This window comes from bacterium, from assembly GCA_035945995.1.
GTDB lineage: Bacteria > Sysuimicrobiota > Sysuimicrobiia > Sysuimicrobiales > Segetimicrobiaceae > DASSJF01.
Genome location: DASYZR010000076.1, coordinates 1 through 23,858, shown reverse-complemented (window position 1 = coordinate 23,858; position 23,858 = coordinate 1). Strand labels below are relative to the sequence as shown.

The 23,858-nt window shown below is 71.2% G+C and carries 28 protein-coding genes; 12 read left to right on the top strand and 16 right to left on the bottom strand.

What is annotated here, in order from left to right:
• From VGZ23_08095 to infC, 7 genes are all read right to left on the bottom strand, one after another.
• On the bottom strand, positions 1–311 hold a 311-nt coding region (locus VGZ23_08095; protein HEV2357555.1), incomplete at its 3' end, for a hypothetical protein.
• Positions 312–352: 41 nt separating this feature from the next.
• Positions 353–1,378, bottom strand: a complete 1,026-nt coding sequence (gene pheS, locus VGZ23_08090) for a phenylalanine--tRNA ligase subunit alpha (protein HEV2357554.1) — start codon at positions 1,376–1,378, stop codon at positions 353–355.
• Between the two features lie 104 nt (positions 1,379–1,482).
• Positions 1,483–1,611, bottom strand: a complete 129-nt coding sequence (locus VGZ23_08085; GenBank protein ID HEV2357553.1) for a hypothetical protein — start codon at positions 1,609–1,611, stop codon at positions 1,483–1,485.
• 121 nt (positions 1,612–1,732) lie between these two features.
• Complete coding sequence (locus VGZ23_08080; GenBank protein HEV2357552.1) at positions 1,733–2,446, bottom strand: RNA methyltransferase; 714 nt, start codon at positions 2,444–2,446, stop codon at positions 1,733–1,735.
• 100 nt (positions 2,447–2,546) lie between these two features.
• A complete protein-coding gene (rplT, locus tag VGZ23_08075; protein HEV2357551.1) occupies positions 2,547–2,900 on the bottom strand; it encodes a 50S ribosomal protein L20 in 354 nt (117 codons plus the stop codon).
• A 53-nt stretch (positions 2,901–2,953) separates the two neighbouring features.
• Positions 2,954–3,151: a 50S ribosomal protein L35 gene (gene rpmI / locus VGZ23_08070; GenBank protein ID HEV2357550.1), complete on the bottom strand. Its 198-nt coding sequence runs from the start codon at positions 3,149–3,151 to the stop codon at positions 2,954–2,956.
• Between the two features lie 10 nt (positions 3,152–3,161).
• Positions 3,162–3,656, bottom strand: a complete 495-nt coding sequence (gene infC / locus VGZ23_08065; protein ID HEV2357549.1) for a translation initiation factor IF-3 — start codon at positions 3,654–3,656, stop codon at positions 3,162–3,164.
• A gap of 236 nt (positions 3,657–3,892) precedes the next feature.
• Between infC and VGZ23_08060 the strand changes: the two genes are divergently transcribed.
• The 7 genes from VGZ23_08060 (at position 3,893) to VGZ23_08030 (ending at position 9,539) form a co-directional block, all read left to right on the top strand.
• A complete protein-coding gene (locus VGZ23_08060; protein ID HEV2357548.1) occupies positions 3,893–4,585 on the top strand; it encodes a TetR/AcrR family transcriptional regulator in 693 nt (230 codons plus the stop codon).
• Positions 4,582–5,478, top strand: a complete 897-nt coding sequence (gene menA, locus VGZ23_08055; protein ID HEV2357547.1) for a 1,4-dihydroxy-2-naphthoate octaprenyltransferase — start codon at positions 4,582–4,584, stop codon at positions 5,476–5,478. Before VGZ23_08060 ends, menA begins: the two co-directional genes overlap by 4 nt.
• A 483-nt stretch (positions 5,479–5,961) precedes the next feature.
• The gene (locus VGZ23_08050) at positions 5,962–6,288 is read left to right on the top strand and encodes a hypothetical protein (protein ID HEV2357546.1); all 327 of its coding nucleotides are present in this window, start codon (positions 5,962–5,964) and stop codon (positions 6,286–6,288) included.
• Between the two features lie 510 nt (positions 6,289–6,798).
• On the top strand, positions 6,799–7,770 hold the full coding sequence (locus VGZ23_08045; GenBank protein ID HEV2357545.1) for a hemerythrin domain-containing protein: 972 nt from the start codon (positions 6,799–6,801) through the stop codon (positions 7,768–7,770).
• Positions 7,767–8,477, top strand: coding sequence for a Crp/Fnr family transcriptional regulator (locus VGZ23_08040; protein ID HEV2357544.1), 711 nt, complete (start codon positions 7,767–7,769; stop codon positions 8,475–8,477). Before VGZ23_08045 ends, VGZ23_08040 begins: the two co-directional genes overlap by 4 nt.
• A gap of 15 nt (positions 8,478–8,492) precedes the next feature.
• Positions 8,493–9,215 (top strand): DUF2249 domain-containing protein, encoded by a 723-nt coding sequence (locus VGZ23_08035; protein HEV2357543.1) that lies wholly within the window; start codon positions 8,493–8,495, stop codon positions 9,213–9,215.
• Positions 9,216–9,242: 27 nt separating this feature from the next.
• Positions 9,243–9,539, top strand: a complete 297-nt coding sequence (locus VGZ23_08030) for a metal-sulfur cluster assembly factor (protein HEV2357542.1) — start codon at positions 9,243–9,245, stop codon at positions 9,537–9,539.
• Between the two features lies 1 nt (position 9,540).
• Here VGZ23_08030 and VGZ23_08025 read toward each other — a convergent pair whose 3' ends face one another.
• From VGZ23_08025 to VGZ23_08015, 3 genes are read right to left on the bottom strand one after another with little or no spacing between them, the layout of a single operon-like run.
• Positions 9,541–10,047: a CopD family protein gene (locus VGZ23_08025; GenBank protein ID HEV2357541.1), complete on the bottom strand. Its 507-nt coding sequence runs from the start codon at positions 10,045–10,047 to the stop codon at positions 9,541–9,543.
• Positions 10,047–11,129, bottom strand: coding sequence for a hypothetical protein (locus VGZ23_08020; GenBank protein HEV2357540.1), 1,083 nt, complete (start codon positions 11,127–11,129; stop codon positions 10,047–10,049). Before VGZ23_08020 ends, VGZ23_08025 begins: the two co-directional genes overlap by 1 nt.
• An 8-nt stretch (positions 11,130–11,137) precedes the next feature.
• Complete coding sequence (locus tag VGZ23_08015; protein HEV2357539.1) at positions 11,138–11,494, bottom strand: cupin domain-containing protein; 357 nt, start codon at positions 11,492–11,494, stop codon at positions 11,138–11,140.
• A 249-nt stretch (positions 11,495–11,743) separates the two neighbouring features.
• Here VGZ23_08015 and VGZ23_08010 point away from each other — a divergent pair, with 249 nt between their 5' ends.
• The 3 genes from VGZ23_08010 (at position 11,744) to VGZ23_08000 (ending at position 13,430) form a co-directional block, all read left to right on the top strand.
• Positions 11,744–12,196, top strand: coding sequence for an Rrf2 family transcriptional regulator (locus tag VGZ23_08010; protein HEV2357538.1), 453 nt, complete (start codon positions 11,744–11,746; stop codon positions 12,194–12,196).
• Complete coding sequence (locus tag VGZ23_08005) at positions 12,193–13,155, top strand: multicopper oxidase domain-containing protein (GenBank protein ID HEV2357537.1); 963 nt, start codon at positions 12,193–12,195, stop codon at positions 13,153–13,155. The genes VGZ23_08010 and VGZ23_08005 overlap by 4 nt, the downstream gene beginning before the upstream one ends.
• 134 nt (positions 13,156–13,289) lie before the next feature.
• Positions 13,290–13,430 (top strand): hypothetical protein, encoded by a 141-nt coding sequence (locus VGZ23_08000; protein HEV2357536.1) that lies wholly within the window; start codon positions 13,290–13,292, stop codon positions 13,428–13,430.
• Positions 13,431–13,726: 296 nt separating this feature from the next.
• Here the strand turns inward: VGZ23_08000 and VGZ23_07995 are convergent, their stop codons facing one another.
• Genes VGZ23_07995 through VGZ23_07980 form a run of 4 tightly spaced genes read right to left on the bottom strand, consistent with a single transcriptional unit; the run spans position 13,727 to position 17,536 of the window.
• The gene (locus VGZ23_07995) at positions 13,727–16,021 is read right to left on the bottom strand and encodes a SpoIIE family protein phosphatase (GenBank protein ID HEV2357535.1); all 2,295 of its coding nucleotides are present in this window, start codon (positions 16,019–16,021) and stop codon (positions 13,727–13,729) included.
• 39 nt (positions 16,022–16,060) lie between these two features.
• On the bottom strand, positions 16,061–16,420 hold the full coding sequence (locus VGZ23_07990) for an STAS domain-containing protein (protein HEV2357534.1): 360 nt from the start codon (positions 16,418–16,420) through the stop codon (positions 16,061–16,063).
• 24 nt (positions 16,421–16,444) lie between these two features.
• Entirely contained in the window at positions 16,445–16,723 is a 279-nt protein-coding gene (locus tag VGZ23_07985; protein ID HEV2357533.1) for a hypothetical protein, read from the bottom strand.
• 12 nt (positions 16,724–16,735) lie between these two features.
• Positions 16,736–17,536: an S-methyl-5'-thioadenosine phosphorylase gene (locus VGZ23_07980; GenBank protein HEV2357532.1), complete on the bottom strand. Its 801-nt coding sequence runs from the start codon at positions 17,534–17,536 to the stop codon at positions 16,736–16,738.
• 130 nt (positions 17,537–17,666) lie between these two features.
• On the opposite strand from VGZ23_07980, the gene VGZ23_07975 reads away from it, so the two are divergent.
• Together VGZ23_07975 and VGZ23_07970 are read left to right on the top strand one after the other, a co-directional pair.
• Positions 17,667–18,938, top strand: a complete 1,272-nt coding sequence (locus VGZ23_07975; GenBank protein ID HEV2357531.1) for an iron-containing alcohol dehydrogenase — start codon at positions 17,667–17,669, stop codon at positions 18,936–18,938.
• On the top strand, positions 18,935–19,588 hold the full coding sequence (locus VGZ23_07970; GenBank protein ID HEV2357530.1) for an HAD-IA family hydrolase: 654 nt from the start codon (positions 18,935–18,937) through the stop codon (positions 19,586–19,588). The genes VGZ23_07975 and VGZ23_07970 overlap by 4 nt, the downstream gene beginning before the upstream one ends.
• Positions 19,589–19,679: 91 nt before the next feature.
• On the opposite strand, the gene VGZ23_07965 is transcribed toward VGZ23_07970, so the two are convergent.
• Both VGZ23_07965 and VGZ23_07960 read right to left on the bottom strand, forming a co-directional pair.
• A complete protein-coding gene (locus VGZ23_07965) occupies positions 19,680–22,421 on the bottom strand; it encodes a VWA domain-containing protein (protein HEV2357529.1) in 2,742 nt (913 codons plus the stop codon).
• A partial coding sequence (locus VGZ23_07960) for a VWA domain-containing protein (protein HEV2357528.1) occupies positions 22,421–23,858 on the bottom strand: 1,438 nt, incomplete at its 5' end. The genes VGZ23_07960 and VGZ23_07965, both read right to left, overlap by 1 nt.

The following is a 23,858-nucleotide window of genomic DNA, read 5'->3' as shown; positions in this document are numbered from 1 at the left end:
CCGCCACCGCGCGCCGCGGCGCGCCGCCGCGCCTGCGGCGGGCGACGGACGCGCACCGCGGCGGCCCCTTCGAGCCCGACGGGAAGGCGCAGCTCGCGGCCGAAGAGCAGCGCCGCCTCCCGAGCGATGCCGATGATGGACAGACAGTCCGGCCGGTTCGAGGTGACCTCGACGTCAAGAACGGTGTCGTCGCCCACCGGCTCGACGGCTTCGACCGGCAGGCCGACCGTCGCGAGGCGTTCCACCACCGTCTCGGTCGCGATGTCACCGAGGTCGACGTACGCTTCAAGCCACTCACGCGGAACGCGCACGGTGCGGCTCCTTCAGAACGCGTCGGTCGGGCTCCACATGCCTATACCTGGCGCAAGAACCGCACGTCGCCTTCGTAGAAGAGGCGAATGTCGTCGATGCGGTACTTGAGCATCGCGGACCGCTCGATGCCGATGCCGAAGGCAAAGGCCGTATACCGCTCCGGATCGATGCGGGCCATCTCGAGGACGCGCGGATGGAACATGCCGCATCCGAGAATCTCGAGCCACCCCGACCGCTTGCAGACCGGACACCCCGTCCCCCCGCACATCACGCAACCGATCGCCATCTCCGCGCTGGGCTCGGTGAAGGGAAAGTACGACGGCACGAAGCGCACCCGCGTGCTCGGCCCGAAGTAGGCCCGCGCGAACTCGTAGAGCACCCCCTTGAGGTCCGAGAACCGGATCCCCTCGTCCACCATGAACCCGTCGATCTGCTGGAACATCGGCGAATGGCTGGCGTCGACCGGATCCCGCCGGTAGCAGTGGCCGGTGGCCACGGCCCGCATCGGCGGCCGCCGCGCATCCATCACGTGGACGTCCACGACGGTGGTGTGCGTGCGCAGCAGCCAGCCGTCGCCGAGATAGAACGAATCCTGCGCGTCGCGGGCCGGATGATACGGCGGGATGTTGAGCCGCTCGAAGTTGTCGTGGTCGTGCTCGACTTCGGGGCCGTCGGCGATGTCGAACCCCATGCCGCGAAAGATCTCCCCGATCTCCTGCGCCGTCCGCGCGAGCACGTGGCCGCGGCCGCGGGCGAGCGGGCGGCCGGGCAGGGTGACGTCGAGGCGTTCGGCGACGGCCAGCGTCGCGCGTGCCGCCTGCCCGAGCGCGTCGCGCCGGCGCATCAGCGCCTCCTCGACGTACTCCTTGAGGACATTCAGCGCCTGGCCCAGCCGTGGGCGCTCCTCGGCGGCGGCCGCCGCGACGTTCCGGAACGCGCGGGTAATGCGGCCCGAGCGGCCGAGGTACCGGACCCGTGCTTCTTCCAGCGCCTCCTCGGTCTTCGCGGTCTCGATGTCCCGGGCCGCCTGCGCGCGGATCTCGTCAATCCAGGTCACGTGCTCCACGGCATCCTCCCGTGCGGTGCGGGCGCCCACGAAACAGCAACCGCACTCCCATCCCGAGGACGGGAGTGCGGCGGGCGGCTACGCGGCTGCGACGGACGGCGGGCTCAGTTCAGGATCGGCAGCACCCAGCGGCCCTCTCCGGCTACGAGATCCCGGTAGATCAGGTACGCCCAGATGGAGCCGGTCGCCTCGAACAGACGCCAGAAGCCCTCCGGCGTCCACGCGATTTCCACCACGCCTCCCCGTCATGCTGCGACGGACTGCCCCACGCGATCTCGAAGGGTCTTGCCGTCGCGAAGCGGACTGGAACGTCCGCCCTAGTATAGCACACAGCGGTGCGCGCGCCCGGACGGCTCACCGCGGGCCCAGGATCCCCGCGGCCTGATAGAGCAGCACGGCCGCCGCCGCGGCGACGTTCAGCGACTCGACCGGACCGGGCACCGGCACCCGGACGGCGGTCGCGCCGTAGTCGCGCCACACCAGCGCGGGACCGGCCGCCTCGCCGCCGAGCACGAGGGCCAGCGGGCGCGACCAGTCGATGCCGGCCGCCGGGGTCGGGGCGTGCGCGTCGGCGACGATGAGCCGCACTCCCGCCGATCGCAGCGCCGCCGCGGCCTCGCCGGCTGAGCCGGCGTCGGCGATGCGCACCCGGAACGCCGCGCCGGCCGACGCCCGCAGGGCCTTCGCGCCGAACGGGTCGGCCGACGGCGCGCAGGCGATGACGATCGTCGCCCCACACGCCACGGCCGTGCGGATGATCGTGCCGACGTTCCCCGGGTCCTGCACCGCGTCCAGCACCACGGCGAGGGTCTGTGGATCCCGGGGCGGCACCGGCGAGACGTCGCGGGGCCGGGGCGCGATCCCGAGCACGCCCTGGGGCGCCGGGACCTGCGTGAGGACGGCAAAGACCTCGGTCGTCACGACGAGTTCGCGGCCGGCCTGCACACGCGCCGCGTCGCGCACGGCGGCCGCCGCATGATCCGCCGCCGCCTCTTCGGTGAGGACCAGACTATCGAGGTGCACGCCCGCGGCAATTGCCGCCTCGAGCAGCCGCCACCCTTCGATCACGCACACCCCGGAGCGGCGGCTCGGCGCCCGCACCGTGGCGCGCAGATCGCGGATCAGCGGATTGTGCCGGCTTGAGATGACCGACGTACGAGGTCTGCGCCTACTTGTCGGTTTGCGCGCGCTTGACGAGCGCCTCGAAGGCGCGATCGTCCCGTACCGCCAGGTCCGCGAGCACCTTGCGGTTCACTTCGATCCCGGCTCGGCGGAGGCCGCAAATCAGACGGCTGTACGAGGTGCCGTGAATGCGGGCGGCGGCGTTGATCCGCGCGATCCAGAGCCGCCGAAAATCCCGCTTGCGCGCGCGCCGGTGCGCGTACGCCTGCTGCAGGGCACGGTGGACCGTCTGGTTCGCGAGCTTGAACCAGCGGCTTTTCTTGCCCCAGTAGCCCTTCGCGAGCTTGAGGATCTTGTGGTGCCGGCGGCCAACCGACACCCCTCGTTTCACCCGTGCCATCGATACATCCCCCTGTCGTGTCGCCCGCCGTCAGGACGGTGCCGGCCGCCGTTCTAGCGGTACGGTAGCAGCCGCTCGAGGCGTGCGCGGTCGGTCGCGTCGACCTCCCGCACGGCCCGCAGCGAGCGCCGGCGCTTGGGAGACTTGCCGACCATAAGGTGCCCGCCGAGCTGGCGGCCCCGCAACAGCCGCTTCCGGGCCGTCACGCGTATCCGCTTGGCGGTACCCTGGTGTGTCTTCAGTTTCGGCATCGTGTCCCCCTCAACTCTTCTTCGGCGCCATGATCATGATCATGTTGCGGCCCTCCATGAGCGGCGGCCGCTCCACGACCCCCACGTCGGCCAGCTGCTGCGCCATTCGCCGAAGGATCTGTTCGCCCACCTGCGGATGCGCCATCTCCCGCCCCCGGAACCACATCGAGACTCGGACCTTGTCGCCGTCCCGGAGAAAGCTGATCACCGCCCGCGTCTTCGTTTCCAGGTCGTGCTGCCCGATCTTGGGGCTGAGCCGCATCCCCTTCAGACCCGACGTCTTGGATTTCTTGTGGGCGACCCGCTCCCGCTTCGCCTGTTCGTACTTGTACTTTCCGAAGTCCATGATCCGGCATACCGGCGGGTTCGCCGTCGGAGCGACCTCAACGAGATCGACCCCGGCCTCCTGCGCCCTTGCCAGCGCGTCGCGCGTCGGGACGACGCCGAGCTGCTCGCCGCCGTCGCCAATCAACCGGACCTCCCGGGCCCGAATCCGATCGTTAATCCTGATCTCTCGGTCGATAAACCCTCAGCCCCCTTAGACGCTCAAACAAAAAAGAGGTGGCGATGCCACCCCTTCGCACAGCCTCGATCGTGCGGTACCTCATCGACAGCGCGCCGCGCGTCATGAGGTGAGAAGCGGATGGCTTCTACTTGTAGTGGCACTATATCATAGGCGCAAAATAGCGTCAACGCCGTGAACGGGTTCGCGCATTGACACAGAAGGCCCTGGTCTCTACGATGGGTGCGACCGACGCGTCGGTCTACATCGCGCGTAGTGCCGCAGCACCGGAGGCCACCCTGCCCATCCGCGCCGCCCGCCGTTCGACCGCGGCCACCCCGACTCGAGATCGCCTGGTGCAGGCGGCGATGGAAGTGTTTGCGGCCAAGGGGTATCACGGCACGGCCGTCGATGACATCGTGGCGGAGTCCGCAACGTCCAAGGGCGCCTTCTACCATTACTTTTCGAGCAAGCAGGACCTCTTTCTCACCTTGATGGATGCGCTCGGCGCGATGATCGAAGCCGGCGTCCAGACCGCGATCGCGGAGGAGGCAGGCGGACTCGGCAAAGTCGAAGCGGCGCTCGCCGTCGTCCTGGCAACGGCCGAGGCGCACCGGGATCTGGTCAAGATCCTGCTCGTCGAGGCCGTGGGGCTGAGTCCGGAACTCGAGCAGAAGCGCCTCGAAATTCACCGCCGCTTCGCCGAGGTCATCAAGGGCCACCTCGATCGCGCCGTCGCCGAGGGTTCGATTCCGGCCCAGAACACCGCCCTGGCGGCCCAGGCATGGCTCGGGACACTGAACGAGATCATCACGCAGTGGCTGGTCGCCGGAGACGGCCGCGTGATGGACCGCCTGCCCGACCTGCAGACGTTGTTGCTGCGCAGTATCGGCGCCGACCCGCGCGCCGGCGAGACGCCGAGCGCCGGGTGACGCCCCGCCTCGCCGCGTGGTGGCGCGCCGCGCGGCCGTATTCATTGACCGCCGCGGCCACGCCCGTCCTGGTCGGGACGGCGGCGGCCGCGCGCGACGGCCGTTTCGACGCCGCGGTTTTCGCCGCCGCGTTCGCCGGCGCGCTCGCCATTCAGGCCGGGACCAATATGGTGAACGACTACTACGACCACGCGCGCGGCATCGACTCTCCGGCCGGCTCCGGCCTCGGCGGAGGCGTGATTCAACACGGCCTCCTGCCGCCGCGCACGGTGCGCGCCGGCGGACTGGCGCTCCTGGGGCTCGGGAGCGCGCTCGGCCTGTGGCTGGCTGCCATCGCGGGTTGGCCGGTGCTTGCGGCCGGCGTCCTGAGCGTCCTCGCCGCGTACGGCTATACGGGCGGCCCGCTGCCGCTCGGCTATGTCGGCCTGGGCGACGCGACCGTCTGTCTCTTCATGGGCCCGGTGATTGTGCTCGGCGCGTATTTCGTGCAGACGCGCGCCCTGAGCGCCGGGGCCGGGTGGGCATCGGTTCCGCTGGCCACGCTCGTGACGGCGATCCTCGTCGTGAACAATCTGCGCGACCTGGACGAGGACCGCCGCAAAGGGAAGCGGACGTTCGCCACCCTGATCGGTGATCGCGGAACGCGGATCGAATACGCGACGCTCGTCGCCGTCGCGTATCTCGCCGTCGCGGCGGGGGTCGCCGTGCGGGCGCTGCCGCCGCCGGCCCTCGCCGCGTTCCTGACCGCCCCCTCCGCCGCCGCGCTGGTGCGGCGCATGAGCCGGGCCACGGATCCGGTGCTCCTCACGCGGTATCTGCGGGACACGGCGCGCCTGCACGCGCGGACCGGACTGCTGCTGGCGGCGGCCCTGCTTGTCTCGCGTCTGCGCTAGTAAATCCGGGGCCCATCCCCGACGACGGCGCCCGCGTGGGCGCCGGAGCCCGGCCTGATTATCGGTCATCCCAAGAGGGTCTTATGTCGTCGACAACTATCGACCCGCGCATTTGACCTGCCCCAGGGCCGTCCGCCTCACGAACCTCGCCTTGAATGCTTAAGCGGCATTTCGTAGTTCGAATTCCACTTATGAAATTCGCTTCAGACGCCCTTTCCAGATTTGGTTCGGGACCCGGATCAGCGTATCTCGAACCGGAGTCGTTCCGTAGTGTCGTCTGGCGCAAGTGGTGGAGCAGAACTCGTCCCCCTGCTCGATGGCAAGCCGGGGCCGTGCTTTCCCGCATTCCTTGCAGACGTGAATACGCATTGCTTCCCTCCTGAAGCTTTTCAAAAAAATGAGCGGTGGCGCGGCGCGCCACCTACCATCTTGTTTACGCGGATCGGTCCGACTCTATTCCCCCGCGACAAGTCCTGGTGCATCGTGCACTGTGATCGCCACGGGTGGGAGTATGTCGCGTCGCTCGCGGAACCGGACGGGCGCGGCCGCGCGGCGTTGCTCGACCTCGGCAGCGTCCTGATCGCTCAGGCGGTCGCCACCTGCGACCAGTTCACCGTGACTCGCGACGTGCTGCGCCGGGAACTCGCAGCGCTCCCGGTCCGGGACGCAGCGCCCCGCCCCGGAGTTTCGACGCGCCCGGCCCGCCCCATGGCGGCGATGCGGTTCTACCAAGACGTCGCCGCGGCGTTTGCCCGCGCCACGGGCGACATCGGGTACGTGGTCGCCCGGGCGCTGGAAGCACCGGAATAGCCGTGGGTCGCCAGCGCGCCAAGCCAGTCACCTGGCTCGAGTACACCGCGCTGTGCCTTACCTGCCGGCGGCTCCGCGAACGCGCAGGAGCGTTCCCAAACAACGCAATCGCTGGAGCAGAAACTCGTGGCCGTCCTCCCGATCGCGGAGGACCGCGGCGGCACTTGGGCCAAGCTCCTTGAGCCACGCAAATGATCTGGAGCCGCTCTTTGGAGATGCCCCGGGGCCACACGCGGTCGACGGGCACTTTCGGACCGTCGGCGCGCGACGGTGCGTCGTAGGCGCGCTTCAAGGTAACGTTCAGGTTCATGTGTCACCCGCCGGGTCCCCGCGTTGCGGCGGACAGCCTGGACATCGAGCGCAACCCCGTGGAGGAACACTCGACCGGCACGGCTTCCCCTGCGGCGATCGGTACGCGCAGCCCCCCAGGCCCGAATTTGCGCCGGCACAAAGACCGCGGCCCCCCACGGTGACATGCTGGCGGCGGACACATCCGCGGAGGGAAGACGCATGGACATCATCGAGGCACTCTTGGGCGAGCACGGAGCGTTGTCCGCCCAGTTCGATTATCTGGAGGCGGCGGCTCCGCAGCTGCCGCTGAGCGCGCTCAAGGCGCAAGCGGACCTGCTCGCCGCCGCGCTTCAGTCGCACGCGCGCCTCGAGGACGAACTGCTCTTCACGGCCCTGGAGCCGGCGCTCGGGGCCGGCTCACCGGCCCTGCTGGGCATGCGCCTGATGCACGAGGAGATCGACCGCGGGCTCGAGGCGTGCCGCGCGGCCGTCGACGAGACCGAGGCACAGGGTGACCTGCTGGGCGTGCTCGGGTTGGCCCGGCAGCACTTCTTGGGCGAGGAGCAGACGCTCTTCCCGATGGCGAGGGAACGGATCTCGCGGGAGACGCGCGAGGCGCTGGGGGCGGAATGGGCCGCGCGGCGGAGCGTCGCGCCCACCGTCACACGAGCCGCCGCCGTCGAGGACGCGGAGACGAGCTCGGACGGAAACGTCTCGCACTATCTCCGGACCCACCGTCTGCACGCCGAGACGCTGCGGTTTGCTCTCGGCACGGAAGGACGTCCGCTGCAGGCGGCGGCCGCCGCAGCGGCCGCCGGTCGCGCGGCCAAGACCCTCGTCAAGGAGGGGCCGCTTCGGGTCACGGTGGTGGCCCTCCGCAAGGGTGCCGTGCTTGCCGAGCATCACATTACCGGACCGGCGAGTATCCACATCCTTTCCGGCCGGCTCACGGTGAGCACGCGCCGGGGAAATCTCGTCCTCGCCGCGGAAGACCTCATGGCGGTGGACGCCGGCGTGGCGCACGCCGCGGAAGCGCTCGAGGATTGCACGCTCTTGATCACGGTCGCGATGCCTTCTCCGAGACGTGACGGAGATCCGCCGGCAGGCCAGGGGGGCCGATGCGACGTGCCCGTCGGGAGACAACCGGTTCCAGCGGCGCCGGAGCCAAACGGGCGGAGCGCGACCGGTTGACCGCTCTGCTGGTGTCCTCCCCGCTGCTCAAGGGCCTGACCGCAGCCCAGTTCCGCGCGGTCGCCGCGGCGGCCCGCCACCGCGCCGTTACGCCTCACGGGCTGTTCTTCCGCCAGGGGGACTCGGCGACACTGATCTTCGTGCTGCTGACCGGGGAGGTCAAGCTGGCCGAGCTCCACGCCGACGGCGAGGAAGTCATCCATCGCATGGTCTGGCCCGGGGAGGCCTTTGGCGGCATCGCGGCCTGGGGAGACACCGTGTACCCGGTATCGGCCGAGGCAATGCAGCGGAGCGATGCGTTCGCGTGGGAAGGTCCGGCGATGATGCGCCTGCTGGCGCGGTACCCGTCCATTGCGCTGAACACGCTGCACCTCATGATCGCGCGCGTGCACGAACTGCAGAATCGAGTGACCGAACTGACGGTGGAGCGGGTGGAGCAGCGCCTGGCGCGGGCGCTGCGCCGCCTGGCGGCGCACGTCGGACGCCGTGTGGACCGCGGGACGCTGATCGATCTGCCGTTGTCGCGGCAGGACCTCGCGGAGCTGACCGGAACGACGTTGTACACCGCGAGCCGCATTGTCAGCCGGTGGGAAGAGCTCGGCGTGGTGGAGGCCGGCCGGGAGCGCCTGCTGATCGTCCAACCGGAGCGGCTCGACGCGATCGCCGACAACCGCTCGCCGGCCGGATCCGGAACGTCGCCCGAGTGATTGGGAGGGACAGCCATGACGACAACGACGGCACGAGACGCATTGCGGCGCCATCATGAGGAACTGGCCCGGACGATGGCGGAGCGGGTCGCCGCGCTGACCGAAAGCCCGCCGGGCGCCGATCCCGCGCCGCTCATTCGCTTTCTCCGCACCGAGCTGCTGCCCCACGCCGCTGGCGAGGACCGACACCTGTACCCCGCGGTCGAGCCGCTCCTCAGGGCGCACGGCATGGCCACCGCCACGATGCGGCTGGATCATCGGGCAATCGAGGGGTACGTCCGGGCTCTCGAGGAAGCGGCGGGACGCCTGAGGAGTGCCGGGCAGGCCGGGCGCGGCGAGGTCACCCGGGACCTGACGCGCCTGGCCTGGCAACTGCAGGCGTTGTTCGAGGTGCACTTGGAGAAGGAAGAACAGGTCTACATGGCGCTGCTTGCGCAGTATGTGCCGGAGGCCGAGCAGCAGCGGATTATCGCGCGGATGCACGAGGCTCCGCCCGAGCGCGCCCCCACGAACGAAGACGCCACCCTCGATGTTCGGTCGCTGCCGCCGGCCCGGCGTCACACCATCATCTTCGAGACGTTCGGTACGCTCGGTCCGGGACGCGCCTTCATCCTCGTCAACGATCACGATCCGAAGCCGCTCTACTACCAATTCCAGGCGGAGCAGCCGGGAGCGTTCACCTGGACGTATCTGGAGCAAGGGCCGGAGGTCTGGAGAGTGCGCGTCGGCCGGACGTAGGCCGCGGCGGACGGAGGGGAACGACCGATGGTGACATCGGAACACGTACAAGACGCGTTGCGTGGAGTGGTCGACCCGGAGCTCGGCGCGAACATCGTCGACCTGGGCCTGGTGTACGACGTGCAGGTGATCGGGCGCAGGGTGTTCGTGACGATGACGCTGACCACGCCGTTGTGCCCGATGAATGAGATGATTCCCGACGCCGTGCGACAGGCGGTCGGCGTTCTGCCCGACGTCGCCGGCGTCGATGTCGACCTGGTCTGGACTCCTCCCTGGGAGCCCCAGATGATGTCCCGCGAGCTCAAGGAGCGGCTCGGGTGGTGACCTACTGTGGGACGCCGCGGACGAGCATGACCCCGAGCGCCACGATGGCAACCGAGAGAATGAGCATCAGCCGTCCGATCCACGCTGCCAGGCGGCGAAGGCGCCGCGTGCGGGACGAGCGGGGGTCCTCCCGCGCCGCGAGGGTAAACCGAGGGCCCACCACGACGTCGTGCCACGCGCTGATGACCAGAATCAGCGCGACGAGCACGAGTTTGACGCCGAGGACACGGCCGAACCCGCTCTGCCACACGGATCCGTTTCGTACCTCCGCCCAGCCGTATCCACGAAAATGCAGGTTCGCGATCCCCGTGGCGACCAGCAGGCCGAGCGCCGCCCATGCGATCCAGCGGAATTGAACGGCGACGGCGTGGATGAGGGACGCGGCCACGGTCTCGTACGTGGGCCGGCGGAGTACGGGCAGGACCGCGGCTGCGAGAAAAGCCATCCCGCCGATCCACACGCACGCGGCGAGGATGTGCAGCGACACGACGAGGATGTACCAGACCATCAGTGGCCGCGGTGAGCCTGCCGGGTTTCCAGTACGGTCCGCACGGTGTTGGCCACAAACGCCAGTATGGCCACGACGCCCAACAGACCGCCCCACCGCCGGGCTTCGCCCGATCCTCCGAGGTCCCCAGAGAGCCGGACGATCAAGGAGAGATTCAGAAGCGCGAGCGGCCCGTAGAAGTTCGCGCGATACGAAACGGGACCGCCCAACACCGCCGGCAGGATGATCGGTGCATGCGCGAAGATCATGGCGAACACGAAGCCCAAGAACAGGGCGTGCAACGTCGCGTCGTAGAGCGGGCCGGCAACCGATCCACCGAAGAGGATCCACAGGCTCCCGCTGATTCCCAGCCAGACGTAGCCTGAGAGCAGGCTCACCGCGATGAACCCGGGGAGTCCGGTTTGCCGGACCGTGTGCCGCGCGATGTCGAAACGCAGCAGCCACAGGGCGAGGCCGAGCATCCCGGGCCCTTCGAGGCGCGGGCCGATCTGCGGGGCGCGCAACGTTAGGAGAAGCCCGGCCAGATAGACGGTGACGGCAAAGAGGAAGATATCCCGGCTCAGCCGCCCCGGCCTGGCCAGGCGGCTCAATTCCAGGCGTTCGCCTACGATAGTGAGCACGAGGAAGCCTCCGAGCCACGAGACCGCGCCGTAGATCGGCACGCCGGAAAGCCAAAGGGCGTTTCCGACGAGCCAGGCAATCGCGCCGGCGCCCATGACTCCGGTGAAGAGGGCCGGACGGGACCGGAAGGCGGACGCGAAGATCGCCACCAGCCCGGCACTCGCCATCGTCATCAGCAACGGCGCCGCCGGCGCGGGGACACCGAGGACCAAGCCGAGGCCGCCCAAGCCGCTCATCAGGGGCACGGCGTACGCGATGGGGTGGCGCACCGCCACCGCCCGCTCGAGGCCGATCACCGTTCCCAGAAAGCCCGACACCATGAGCGGCCCATGAGCCGACGCCAGGGCCGCCTGCAGCGGCGGCACCGCCCACCCAATCCGGATCAGTCCCGCCCACAGGCCGGCCAGCAACGCCAGCATCCCGAGGGCGACCAGTGGCAGACGGACCCGGCCGGCGCTCACCCTCGAACTCAGCGCCAGCGCCCGCGTCGGAGCCCCGCGGCAACCTCGGCGTGATCGGCGTCGGTCGGCGGCGGGGTGACGACGTTGAGGACGACGAGCCGGGTGGCGGCCTTAAGCCCTCGGGCTGTTCCCGCCGGTGCGAACGCGATGGCTCCCGGTCCGACCGATGCCTCGCGGTCGCCCACGACGAGCGTTCCTTCGCCCTCCAACACCGCGATCGTGACGTCGACCGCCGGTTGGTGAACGGGGATGAACTGCCCGGGTTCGAGGCACGCCAACAGCACTCTCGCGCGTTCGCTCTGCGCGATCGGAACGGGATTGAAGCGATCGGGTCGAAACGCGACGGCCGTCCGGTACGACCTCATAGGGTTGCTCCTCCCCTCAGCCGGGCCGCGGCGACGGGCTCGTCCGCCATGCACTGTACGACGGATACGCTTCGGCGTCTTTGTTCCGGCGCAAACGCCGCACGGTCAGGCAACGGCGCGCGGGCGGCCCCGCCGGGCGAGGACCCGATGCAAAATCGGGTCCGGCTCCGATGCATTCGACAAGAACGCTTGATATCTGTGTCATTGAGACCATAAAGGTCTTTTGAGTCTGCGCACTCGGGGGCGTCGATGAAGCTCAATCGTGAAAGCGAATACGGGTTAGCCGGTATGACGTACCTGGCGCAGCAGCGTCCCGGGACCGTGGCGACGGTCAAAGCCGTCGCCGACGCACAGACGCTGCCGCGGATGTTTCTCGCGAAGACGTTCCGCAAGTTGACCCGGCACGGCGTCCTGCGGTCGCACCGGGGACGGCAGCGGGGCTACGCGCTTGCCAGAACTCCTCAGGAGATCAACGTTCGCGAGATCCTGGAAGGCATCGAAGGGCGGGACCTGTTCACGCGCTGCGTCTTCTGGAGCCACGCGTGCGCCGAGGATCACCCCTGCCTATTGCATGGGACGTGGAAAACCGTACGACCGCAGGTGATGGAGCTGATGGCGGGGATCATGCTTGCCGACCTCGCCCGGGACCGGAATGAGCCCGGAGCGGCGTCGAGATTCGCCCTTGGAGGAGGGAGACCATGATGAACTCTCGTGCGAATCGACGCACTCGTCAGGGGGCTCTGACGCTGGCGGTCATCGCGAGCGCCGCGCTGCTCGCGCTCCCGGGCGCGCCGCCCGTGTCGGCCCAGAACGGCGAGAACGGCGTGTACGACGCGACAGTGCCGCCGGCGGGGCCGCAGCACGTCAAGCACGTAACGGTGGTCGCCAAGGACCAGGTCCAAGAGATCGCTCCCGGTGTGCGCGTGCCGCTGTGGACCTTCAACGGCTCCGTGCCGGCGCCGTTGATCCACGTGCGACAGGGTGACGAGGTCCGGGTGTCGTTCCTGAACAAGACGCCGATGGCACATTCGGTCGACTTCCATGCGGCGACGACGCCGTGGAACGTCTGGTACCAGCCGGTGGCTCCGGGGAAGAATCTGAACTTCAGCTTCATCGCGAAGGACCCGGGCGTGTTCATGTTCCACTGCGGCACGCCGCCGGCGTTCATGCACATCAGCAGCGGCATGTACGGGGCCGTCATCGTGGATCCCAGGACGCCGCTGCCGCCGGCCAAGGAGTTCGGGCTCATCGAAAGTGAGTTCTACGTCCGGCCCGGCCCCAACAACACCTACCAGCCCGACGCGCAGAAGGTGCTGGACGTGAAGCCCGACTACGTGGTGTTCAACGGGGTCGCCGATCAGTACCAAGAGCACCCGCTCGTCGTGCGGGCCGGCCAGCGCATCCGCCTGTACGTGCTGAACGCCGGGCCGACGCTATTCTCGGCCTTCCACGTGATCGGCTGGATCTTCGACAAGGTGTACGTCGACGGGAACCCCGCGAACGTGCTGCGGGGCATTCAGACCTACACCATTCCGCCGGGTGGGGGCGCGACGTTCGAGCTGACGATCGATCAGCCGGGACTGTATCCCTTCGTCACGCACGCCTTTGCCTTCACCAGCAAAGGCGCCGTGGGCGTCATCAAGGTTCTGCCGGCCAAGTAGCGCATGCGACAGAACTCCGGCGCGAACGCCCGTCGAGGACGCACCGTCGCCGGCGCCGCGGCCCTGGCCGTGACCGCGTTCCTGATCGGGCGGCCCCTGCGGGTCATGACGGCGCACCCGCCGCGAGGCGTCCCGTGTCGCTGCCGGTCCTCCTCGAGGGCCCCGGGCACGTCTACTCCGACGGTGACTTCGAACCGGGCGGCTGGCACCTGGACATCGTGGCGACAACGCGCAACGGTGACGTCGTGCGGGCACACCTCGTGATCCAACTCTAGCATCGCCCGCCGGGCCATCGTGGCTTGCTACCAAATGTGGGGGCCGGACAATCCCGGCCCCCAACACCGCGTCGGTCCCCGGTAAGTCTCTGTGTGGATGGAATGCGCGGCTAGGCGTCGTTCGCCATCTTCATAAACCAAGATCGAGAGGCGCTCACCCACCGGCTTCTCACCGTCTTCGGCCCCCGCCGCCGGTGCACTCCTCCGGGCGCTCCGCGATCCCCGCGACGATCGAGACCCCCGGGCGAGGGGGACCGCCGGGCCCCGCGAACGGTCCAGGGGCGGTGCTGGCGGCCTCACCGCACGACGGCGGCCGGGCGATCGGCCGTGCCGAAAATCGTCGCCGCGCCGCGCGGCAGGACGCGCACGACCGCGAGCGCGCGATCGTCGCGGGGCCCGGCGGTCCCCGCCCACGCGGCGACCGCCTCCATCACGGTATCCGCGACTTCGTCGGACGTGCCGTCCCGCGCGGACGCGACGACCGAGGCCAGCCGCTGCTCCCCGAACAGTTCGCCGTCGGCGCGGCGCGCCTCGGTGAGCCCGTCCGTGAACAGCACCAGGAGATCGCCGGGGCCGATCGCGGTCTCCAGGGACTCGTACCGGGCCTCCGGAAGGATGCCGCAGAGCAGCCCCGTGGACTCGACGGGCACCGCGTCGGCCGCGCCGGCGCGGAGCAGCACCGGCGGCAGGTGGCCGGCGCTCGCGAACCGGAGGCGCCCAGCGGTGTGATCGAGCACCGCGTAATAGAGGCTCACAAAGAGGTTCGTCTTCGGATCGCGGGCCAGCACGGCGTTGAGGCGCCCCAACACGTCGGCCGGGTCGCGGCCGTCGAGCGCCAGCGCCTCGAGGAGATACCGCGTCCGCGCCGCCAGCGTGGCGGCGGGAATCCCCTTGCCCGCGACGTCGGCGATCGCCAGCCCGACGCGGCCGTCCGCGAGCGGCAGCACCGCGTAGAAGTCGCCGCCGACCTCGCGGCTCGGTTGATAGCGGCCGGCGACCGCCACGCCGGGCAGCCGAACGCTCGGCGCCGGCATGAGGGCCTGTTGAATGATCCGGCCGATCTCCTGCTGCCGCTCGTACGCGCGCGCGTTGTCCACCGCGAGCGCGACCCGGTCCGCAAACGTCTCGAGCAGCCGGACGTCGCGCGGTCCGAACTCGCGCGCCCGCTGCGAGAGGACCTGAACGACTCCGATGGCCTGGCCGCCGGCGCGGAGCGGGACGCTGAGCGCGGCCTGCACCCCGTGCGCCGCGAGGTCCTCGTCGATCGCGCGCAGGGCATCGGGGTCGGCCACCTGCACCGCGCGGTAGCCGAGCGCCGTGCGTCCGGCGAGCCCTTCCCCGGGCTGGAGACGGCGGGCCGTGCCCGGGACGTCGCCGCCGAAGGCCTCGGGTGCCACCAACTCGCCCGTGGTATCGTCGACGAACCAGGCCGCTCCGCTGTCGCCGCCCAGCGCGGCGACGATGCGCTGCACGAGAGGAGGCAGCAGCTCGTCCAGCCGCACGGTCGACAGCGCGGCGTCGCTCACGGCCTGCAGCGCGTTCATTTCGCTGACAGAGCGCTCGAGTTGCGCGCTCATCTCGTTGAAGGCGCCGGCGAGCTCGCCGAGCTCGTCGGTCCGCCGCACCGGCACCCGGTAGCCGACTTCGCCGCGGCCGATGCGGCGGGCCCCGCGCACGAGCGCCTGTATCGGCGCGCTCAGCTCGCCGCCGAGCACCCACGCCAGGCCGAGGCCGAGGCCGACGTACGCCAGCAGCCAGGTGAGCTCGATTAGGGCCTCCCGCCGGACGGGCTCGTAGGCCGACGCCTCCGGGACGAGCACCAGCGCGGCCCACCCGATCGACGAAATCGGCACCGCCGCGCCGATGTCCGGCCGTCCCGTGAGCGGGTCGCGGTACGCCTGAATGTAGGCGCTCCGGCCGTTCAGGGCCGCGGCCACCGCGGGCAGCGCGCGGAGGCCGCCCGGCGTCCGGGCGCCGCTCCGCAGATCGACCACCACGTCGCCCGCGCCGTCGAGCACGATCGCGTCGGCGCTCGGTGTCGCGACCGGCGCGGACGCCGGCAGGCGGCTCAGATCGACGACGCCGTCCACCACGGCCACGAGGCGCTGATTCTCGGTGATCCCGACCGCCACTTCCGCAACGGGACGCCCCGCGACGAGGTGGGGCGGCCCGACCGCCCACGCGGCGCCGCCGCGCACACGCGCCACGACGTCGTGGTCGATCAGCGTGGCCTTGGGGGCGGGGGCGGGATCGCCCGCCTCGACGTGCCCGTCTGGCCGGGCCAGCACGAGGCCCAGAAACGCCGGGTCGCCGGCGCGAATCGCCGCGAACAGTTGCGCCACGCCGCTGAGGGGATAGGGCTGTCCGGTGACGGCGGCGCCGGCGTCGCGTTCGGTGTGCACCGCCGAGGCGAAGAAGGCGGTGACGTCCGCGGCCAGGGCCCGGGCCAGATCCTCCTGGGTCCGCACGACGGTGCTGCGCCGATCCGTGTTGCGCTCGCCGTACAGCACCACCGCGAGCAGGAGCACGGGTATCATGCACAGCAGGATCGCCGCGGCGATCTTACCGCGGATCCCGGTGCGGCGCGTCATGGACGGCCTGCCTCCGCGCGACCGCGTCGCGGACCGCCGCTACGTCGCGGCCGGCGGCTGATGGACTTTCTCGAGGGCTTCGCGTTCGGTCGAACAGATCGGCAGCACCTGATCCAGCCCGGTCAGCGTGAAGAGCTTGGCGATCTTCGGCTGGACCTCGGCGATCGCCATCTCGCCCTGACGTTCCCGCACCCGCTTGAACATCGCCGTGAGCACGCGGAGCGCGGTGCTGTCGAGATACGTCGTCCGGCCGAGGTTCACGACGATGAGCGGCGGCGTGCGGCCTGAGGCCTTGGCGAGCGCCTCCTCCAGCCGGGGCGCCGTGTAGAGATCCACCTCGCCCGCCACGTCCACGACCGTCACGCCGTCCGCCGTTCGCACTGCCACATCCAATTCCATGATAGGCCTCCTGTGGCGCGCCGCTTACTCCACGTCCTGCCCCCCGGCGGCCTGATACAGGGCAATGCCCTTATTCGCGATCGCCGAGGCGACGAACCCGAGCAAAAACAGAAACAGGCCCTTCGCCGCGATGAACAGCGCCGTGTCGCCGAACGACCGCCCGCCGGCCGTGCCGGCCAGGGCGCCCGACGCCACGAGTTCGAGATACGCGAGATAGAACACCACGAGCAGCAGCAGCACGCCGATCCCGAACACCGCCATGCCCGTGCCGCGCCCGGTTCGGTCCCGCACCAGCACCGCCACGGCCCCCCTCTCCTACTCGATGCGCGCCGTCGCGAGCGCGCGGGCGCAGGAACACTCCCGGGTGCGGGGCAGGCGCTCGACCAGCGCCCGCAGCAACCCGCGCAGCCGGTCGTTGTTCTCCTGAAACACGCGAAGCACCGCGTCGTGACTGACCGGATCGACCGACGGATCGCCCTCGACCCCGACGTCGTAGTCGGTGATCAGCGAAATGTTCACGTAGCACAACTCGAGTTCGCGCGCCAGGATGCACTCGGGATAGTTGGTCATGTTGATGACCTCCCACCCCTGGTTCCGGAACCACCGGCTTTCGGACCGGGTGCTGAATCGGGGGCCTTGGATCACCACCACCGTCCCCCGATCGCGCACCGGAATGCCGAGGGCGGCGGCCGCCTCGACGGTCAGGCGCCGCAGCGTCGGACAATAGGGATCCGCGGCCGAAACGTGGGTGGTCACCGGCCCGTCGTAGAAGGTGTCGGCGCGGCCCCACGTCCGGTCGACAAACTGGTCGCACACCACGAAGTCCCCCGGGCGCACGCCCGGCTGGAGGCTGCCGGCCGCGCACGGACCGATCAGCCACTGCACGCCGAGCGATTTCATGGCCCAGACATTCGCCCGGTAGTTGATCCGGTGCGGAGGCAGGCGGTGGGAGCGGCCGTGCCGCGGCAGGAAGGCGACGGCACGGCCGGCCAGCTCGCCGACCATGACGACGTCCGACGGCTCACCGTACGGCGTTTCGATCTTCAGTTCTCGCGCGCCATCGAGGAGCGAATAGAAACCGGACCCCCCGAATATTCCGACCTCCGCCTGCGCCACCCGCCATGCCTCCTTTACCCTGGGCCGACCCGATGGTATCATCCGTGGCGACGACGGGTCAACGCGACCGCTGCACGGCGGGGCGCCGTGGCCCGCCGCGCGCGTTTCTTGTCAGTCCGAGGAGGTCGTCGTGTCCGCGCCGTCGATGCCGCCCAGTCCCCCGCGTCCGTTTCGCGGTCCGAGCCGTCTCTGGTACGGTGAGGACGCCGTCGCGCGCATCGGCGAGTGCGTGGCGGAACTCGGGATCGCACCGGGTGCGGCGCTGCTCGTCACGGACGCCGTGGTCGACCGGCTCGGCCTCGCGCGCGCCGTGGCGGACGGCCTGACCGCGGCCGGGTTCACGCTCGAGCGCTTCGCCGACATCCCGGGCGAACCCACCGCCGAGGTCGCCGACCGCGCGGCCGCGCTCGCGCGCCGGCTGTCTCCCGTGCTCGTCTGCGGCGTCGGCGGGGGCAGCGTGATGGACGTTGCCAAACTCGCCGCGGCCCTCGCCCGGAACCCGGGCGGCGTGCTCGAGTACACGCACGAGGTCGGCCGACGGTTCAGTGCGCCGTCGATCCCGACCGTGCTCGTCCCCACGACCGCGGGAACCGGCGCGGAGGCCAGCCAGAACGCCGTGATCACCCACGACGGGCGCAAGGCGTTCGCCAACAGCCATCCGCATCTCCTGGCCGCCGGCGTGCTGCTCGATCCGCGATTGACCCACTCGTTACCGAAGACCGTCACGGCGCACACCGGGCTCGACGCGCTCAGCCACTGCGTGGAAGGCATGCTGTCGTCCGGCGCGGGCCCGCTCACCGACATCACGGCGTCCCAAGGGATCGGGTTGATCGTCGACGCGTTGCCGCGCGCCTACGCCGACGGCGGCAACGCGGAGGCGCGGGCGCAGATGCTCCTCGCGGCCTATCTCGGCGGCCTCACGCTCAACGCCGGGATGATCCTCGGGCACTCCATCGCGTACACGATCGCGAACCGGCTGCACCTGCCGCACGGCTTTTCCTGCGCGCTCGCCCTGCCGTACGCGATGGCGTACAGCCGCGACGCCGCGGCGGACCGTCTGCGCCGGATCGAAGACGCTCTGGCTCGTGCCCGCGGACTGCCGGCGGACTCCGCCGCCGGCCACCATGAAACTAGAGGCGCGGGCCACGATGTTATGGAGTCAGAGGCGTCCCCCGCAGGGGGGGATGCCGTGCGCCGCGTCCAGTCGCTCGGGCTCGACGTCGGCATGCCGGAGGCCCTGCGCACCCTCGGCCTCGAGCGGGAGCGCCTCCCCGAACTCGTGGACGAATGCCTCGTCCGTTATCCTCGTCCGAACAACCCCCGGCCGCTCGAACGGGAGCCGCTGCTGTCCCTCTACACCGCGATGTGGGAAGGCCGTCCCGCAGACGCCTGGCGCGGATGAGCGGGCCCGGGCCGCACACCTACCGGGCCGTGCTCTTCGACCTCGACGGCACGCTGCTCGACAGCGCCGATCTTATCGTCACGTCGTTCGTGGACGCCTGCCGAACCGGGCTCGGCCGCACCGTCGACCGTGAGGAAACGCTCCGCACGTGGTCGTGGCCGGTCCGCGAACGCTTCGAGGCCCTGGCGCCGGGCCGCGGGGACGAGTTGACGCAGCTGTACCTGCGCCGCTATTTCGAGCTCCACGATCACCGCGCGCGGCTGTTCCCGGGCGTGCCGGCCGTGCTCGACGGGCTGCGCGCGCGCGGGTACCTGCTCGGGATCGTGACGTCCAAGCGCCGCGCGACCACCGACGCCGCGGTGCGGACCTTCGGATTGGACCGCTGGTGTCAGGCGATCGTCGTCGACGAGGACGTCCGCCGGCCCAAGCCCGATCCGGAGCCGGTCGCGCTCGCCGCGCGCCGCCTCGGCGTCGCGCCCGCGGTCGCGCTCATGGTCGGCGACAGCGTGGTAGACGTCGCCGCCGGCCGGCGGGCCGGCGCGGGCACCGCCGCGGCCCTGTGGGGCACCATGCACCTCGACGACGTGTTGGGGGAATGCCCGGACCACCGGCTCGAGCGGCCCGAAGCGTTGCTGACGGTCTGCCTCTAACCCGCGCTCACTTCGCGATCCTCGGAGTGCCGAACCGCCAATCCGTTGGGTAGTGGCGCCGGTCGTTGCGGCCTCGGTCTTCCGGCGCCGGTCAGTTGCGGCGGCCGGCGCGCAGCCGCGCGATGTACAGGCGGGCCGCGTGTTCCATGGACGCCGCGCGCAGCGCATCTTCTTCGGCGTGCGCCGCGTCGTCCGCGGCCCACCGGTCCGCCGCGTCGTAGGCCGCGTCGTCCCCGGCGCGCGCCTCGCGCGTCGCCGCGGCGCCATCTCGCCGGCGCACGAGCAGCCCGCCGAGCGCGGCCAGCCGGTCGACGAGCGCCGGCACGCGGCGCACCGTCACCTCCGCGACGAGGGCCGTGAGCGCGGCGGCCACGAGCGGCGGCCAGGCGTCCCGCGATCCGCTGCCGGATCCGGGCCGGAACGGGTCCCCCGGGTTCGAAAGAAGGGCGCCCCCGGTGGTCTCGACAACTTTCGCCAGGAGCGCCGGGCCGCCCGCCGCCGGCCGCAGCTCCGGAGAATACGGGACGACGAGACCCGCGATCCGCGTGCCGACGACGGCCGCTCCGTTTCGCGCGGCGAGGACGGCGGTGTAGGTCCCCGGCACGGCCGCCGGCCAGGCGCCCTCGTACCGGCCGGGCGCCGTTTCGATGAGGGGAATGCCGCGCCGCCCCCCGCCAGGCGTCGAGATGTCGCCGGCCACCGTGAGCCCGCTCCACGGCGTCCCGTCCGGGCGCCGGACCTCGAGCGCGACGCGGCCGCGGCCGCCGCGGGACGCCGTCGCCGCGTACAGCCCCGCGCCCTCGTCCCGCAGCATCCAGCGAACCGTCTGCGACCAGAAGCGCGCCACGTCCGGCCAGGTTCCCCACCTCGCGGTCCACCGGACGCCGTCGTCGGACGTGACGGCGACGGCCCGGCCCAACCCGTACTGCCACGTCGCCACCACCGGATCATGCCGGGGGCTCAGCAGCGCCACGTCCGCGTCGGGTTTGGCGACCGTGGCCACGTAGCCGTCGATCGGCGGGGGCGCGGACAGGCCGGCCAGGGTGGGCGCCGGGCCGCCGCGCGCGAGCGGCGTGTACGCTTCGACGAGGTAAGACCGCATGGCCAAAAAGGCCTCGGTCGTGAAGATCTCCGGGATCGCGTAGAGATCCTTCGCGTAATACGCGCGGCCGAGCCCCCATCGGGCGAGGTTCCGCATGAAATCGCGGTCCGCGTCGTTGCCGATGGCGACGCTGCTCACGGTGATCCGGTCGCGCGCCATGTCGGTCACGAGCGTGCGGAAGTCGCCCGGATCGGTGAGACCGTCGCTCACCACGATGACGTGCCGCAGACGCGCGGGCGACGTGCGCAGCGCCGCGCGCGCCCCCGCGAGCGGAGGATACATCAGGGTCCCGCCCCCGGCCTGGATGTGGGCGACCTCGTCGAGAATGCGGGCGCGAAAGCGCGCCTCCGTCATCGGCACGAGCCACCGGTACTCCTGATCGAACGTGATGACGCCGATGAGATCGTGCGGGCCGAGGTGGTCGATGACCGAGGCCGCCACCTCCTTCGCCAGCTCTTCCTTGGCGAGCTCCGTTCCGAACGCTTCCATGCTGCCGGACGTGTCGATGACGAGCACGATCGCGACGGTCGGCAGCGCGGCGGTCTGCCGCACGTCCATCTTGAGCGGCAGGACGGCTTCGAGGGGCGTTCCGGCGTATCCGCCGATGCCGAAACTGTGCGGGCCGCCGATCGCGGCGAGGCCGCCGCCGGCCGAGCCGACAAAGGTCCGGAGCGCGTCCTGCTGCGCCGCGCTCAGCGCGGTGGCCGGCACGTCATCCAACACGACGCCGGCGTACGGCGCCAGCCCGAGCGGTGACGCCGGCAGGGCATCGGGCAGACGCGGCTCGACGTCGAGTCCCTGCCGGGTCAGCCAGGCCGTGAGCGTGCGCGGCCCATCGCTCACGAGCAGCACCCGGGGACGGCCGCGGACGACCACGAGGGCCTCACCGTGATCGTTGCCGGCCACCGTGTCCGGCGTCGCCTCGATGTCGACCGTGTACCGGATGGGGCCTGGTGTGAGCGCGATCTCCGGGAAGCGGACGGCCGTCAGGCCGGGGTCGAGCGACACCTGGCGCACGGCGCTGGCGATCCCATCTCGGCGCAGCGTGACGGCGGCGGAGGCCGCGCCGGTCGAGCGCAGCACCGCCCGGATCTCGTACCGTTCGCCCGGCCGGACTTCCTGCGGTGCGACGACGTCATCCACCAGCACGTCGGAGGCCGGCGTGCCGCCGGCCGGCACGGCATCGATCGGGACGCCCGCCGCGGCCGCCGCGCGCGCGGCGGCCGCGGCGTCACCGCTGTTCTCCTCGCCGTCGCTTAGGAGGACGATCCGCCGCGTCCCCTCCGGCGGGAGCACACCGCGGGCCAAGTCGAGCGCCGCGCCGATGTCGGTCGCGTCCGGCTCCGGCCCCACGCCGAGGTCTTCCGCGGCGGGGTGCGGGCCGACGGGCACGCGCAGCGCCGGCCGCCCCGCGAACGTAATCACACCCGCCCGGTCCCCCGACCGCATCCGGGCGAGGGCGGCGCGCAGAAAGGCCGCCTCGGCATCGCCCGCGCCGGTGGCCGTCACGCTGAGCGAACGATCCACGACGAACACGACGGAGGCGCCGGTGGCCGGCACCCGCACCGCGGGACCGGCGAAGGCGAGAATGAGGAGGCCGACCATGCCGGCCCGCAGCAGCGCGGCCGTGCGCCACCGCCGGCCGGCGCGGCGCCGTCCCAAGCGAAGGACGAGGACGACGCAGGGCAGGAGCAACAGCGCGAGCGGCCGGGCGAAGGAGATGAACGGCATCAGGCGTCTCCGCCGTGCCGCCGGGTCGCAAGCGTCCACTCCCCGAGCGCCGCGGCGATCCCGAGCAGCACGAACCACGGCCACACCGGGAGCTTCGCGGCGGCCCACGGCGGCCGCGAAGCCTCCGGGCCGGCCGGGCCCTGCCCCGGCGCGATCCGGCCCGCCGTCTCGGATCCCACCGCGACGGGCAACGCGCGCTCGCCGGCGGCCGTGACGATGCGATAGACGCCGGCGCGCGGCAGCGATACGGAGAACACGTCGTCGCGCGCCCGGACGTCGACGCGCGCGCCATCGGGCTGCACGACCGCCGCCTGGGTAGTCCCCGCCGCCGGCAGCTCAACGGTCTCGCCGGCCCGCAGCGCCCCGGTGTCGCCCCCGAGCCACGCAAGACCGTTGGCGATCAGCAGCGGGAACGCGACGTGCCGCGGCAGATCGGAATCCGCGAGCGCGAACGCGAGCACGAGCGCGCGCACGCCGTGGTCGTCGTACGCCCACACTAGCGGCGACGGTCCCGCGGCCAGCACGCGGCCGGCCTCCGGGGCAAGGCGCAGGGCGCGGCGGACGTGCACGTCGCCGAAATCGACGAACCGGAGGACGGGGTCCTCACGGTCCCAGGTCGCGAACGCCGGCGTCTCGAAGGCGCCGGACGAGCCGGCGGGCAGATTGGGCGGCACCGTGTCGAGGATGAGGTACCGGCCCGGCGGCACCGGCCCCGTGCGCACGCGGTCGAGAATCACGACGTCGTACCCCCGCCACGCGGCGGGATCGGTCTCCCGGGTCGCGGCGGCGCGGGCCACCGGCGCGACCCGCAGCAATTGCTCGAGCGGCGGATCGTCCGGGCCGACGAGGAGCACCGACGGGAGCGGCGCGGCGTCGAGCAGCGTGGTGGCCGTGTCGTCGTCGGGGAGCGCATCGTGCACGCCGAGCCGCGCCTGCAGCACGTCGGTACCGGCCTGCCTGCCCCGCCCGCGGGGGCCCCGCCCGGGGGAGACGGGAAACACCACCGTCCGCGTTTCGCCCCCATGGAGCCCGAGCGTGGCCCCGTACACGGGAACGGTGTCGCGGGTCACGGCGAGCGGGACCCGGACCGCGTCCCGGCCGAAGTTCGTCACGCGCACGAGCGCCTGCGCGGAGCCGGCGTCGCGGACCACCCGCAGCGCCACGATCCCCACGTTCTCGGACGCGGTCCCGAGCACGCGGCCGGTCACCGTGGGCAGCGACGGCACGGGGGACCGCGCGGCGTCGGTCCAGACGAAGATGCGCGCCCGCGGCCCCGGCGCGAGGGCCGCGGCGAGGTCCACCGCCGCCGCCAGATCGCCCGCGACGTCCCACGGCTGCGCGCGGTCCAGCGCGTCGCGGAGGCGCGCGCGGTCGGTGGTCGGCGGCACCAGCACGACGGGACGCGCGGCCGCGAGCACGAGGGCGGTGCGCCGGCCC

Excerpts from the sequence above, each read along its gene's own strand:
- VGZ23_07990 (HEV2357534.1), bottom strand. The coding sequence starts at position 16,420 with ATGGAATTGGATGTGGCAGTGCGAACGGCGGACGGCGTGACGGTCGTG.
- VGZ23_08030 (HEV2357542.1), top strand. The coding sequence starts at position 9,243 with ATGGTGACATCGGAACACGTACAAGACGCGTTGCGTGGAGTGGTCGAC.
- VGZ23_08015 (HEV2357539.1), bottom strand. The coding sequence starts at position 11,494 with ATGAGGTCGTACCGGACGGCCGTCGCGTTTCGACCCGATCGCTTCAAT.
- VGZ23_08005 (HEV2357537.1), top strand. The coding sequence starts at position 12,193 with ATGATGAACTCTCGTGCGAATCGACGCACTCGTCAGGGGGCTCTGACG.
- VGZ23_08025 (HEV2357541.1), bottom strand. The coding sequence starts at position 10,047 with ATGGTCTGGTACATCCTCGTCGTGTCGCTGCACATCCTCGCCGCGTGC.
- rplT (HEV2357551.1), bottom strand. The coding sequence starts at position 2,900 with ATGGCACGGGTGAAACGAGGGGTGTCGGTTGGCCGCCGGCACCACAAG.
- rpmI (HEV2357550.1), bottom strand. The coding sequence starts at position 3,151 with ATGCCGAAACTGAAGACACACCAGGGTACCGCCAAGCGGATACGCGTG.
- VGZ23_08060 (HEV2357548.1), top strand. The coding sequence starts at position 3,893 with ATGGGTGCGACCGACGCGTCGGTCTACATCGCGCGTAGTGCCGCAGCA.
- VGZ23_07965 (HEV2357529.1), bottom strand. The coding sequence starts at position 22,421 with ATGCCGTTCATCTCCTTCGCCCGGCCGCTCGCGCTGTTGCTCCTGCCC.
- VGZ23_07995 (HEV2357535.1), bottom strand. The coding sequence starts at position 16,021 with ATGACGCGCCGCACCGGGATCCGCGGTAAGATCGCCGCGGCGATCCTG.
- VGZ23_08010 (HEV2357538.1), top strand. The coding sequence starts at position 11,744 with ATGAAGCTCAATCGTGAAAGCGAATACGGGTTAGCCGGTATGACGTAC.
- VGZ23_08045 (HEV2357545.1), top strand. The coding sequence starts at position 6,799 with ATGGACATCATCGAGGCACTCTTGGGCGAGCACGGAGCGTTGTCCGCC.
- VGZ23_08035 (HEV2357543.1), top strand. The coding sequence starts at position 8,493 with ATGACGACAACGACGGCACGAGACGCATTGCGGCGCCATCATGAGGAA.
- VGZ23_07970 (HEV2357530.1), top strand. The coding sequence starts at position 18,935 with ATGAGCGGGCCCGGGCCGCACACCTACCGGGCCGTGCTCTTCGACCTC.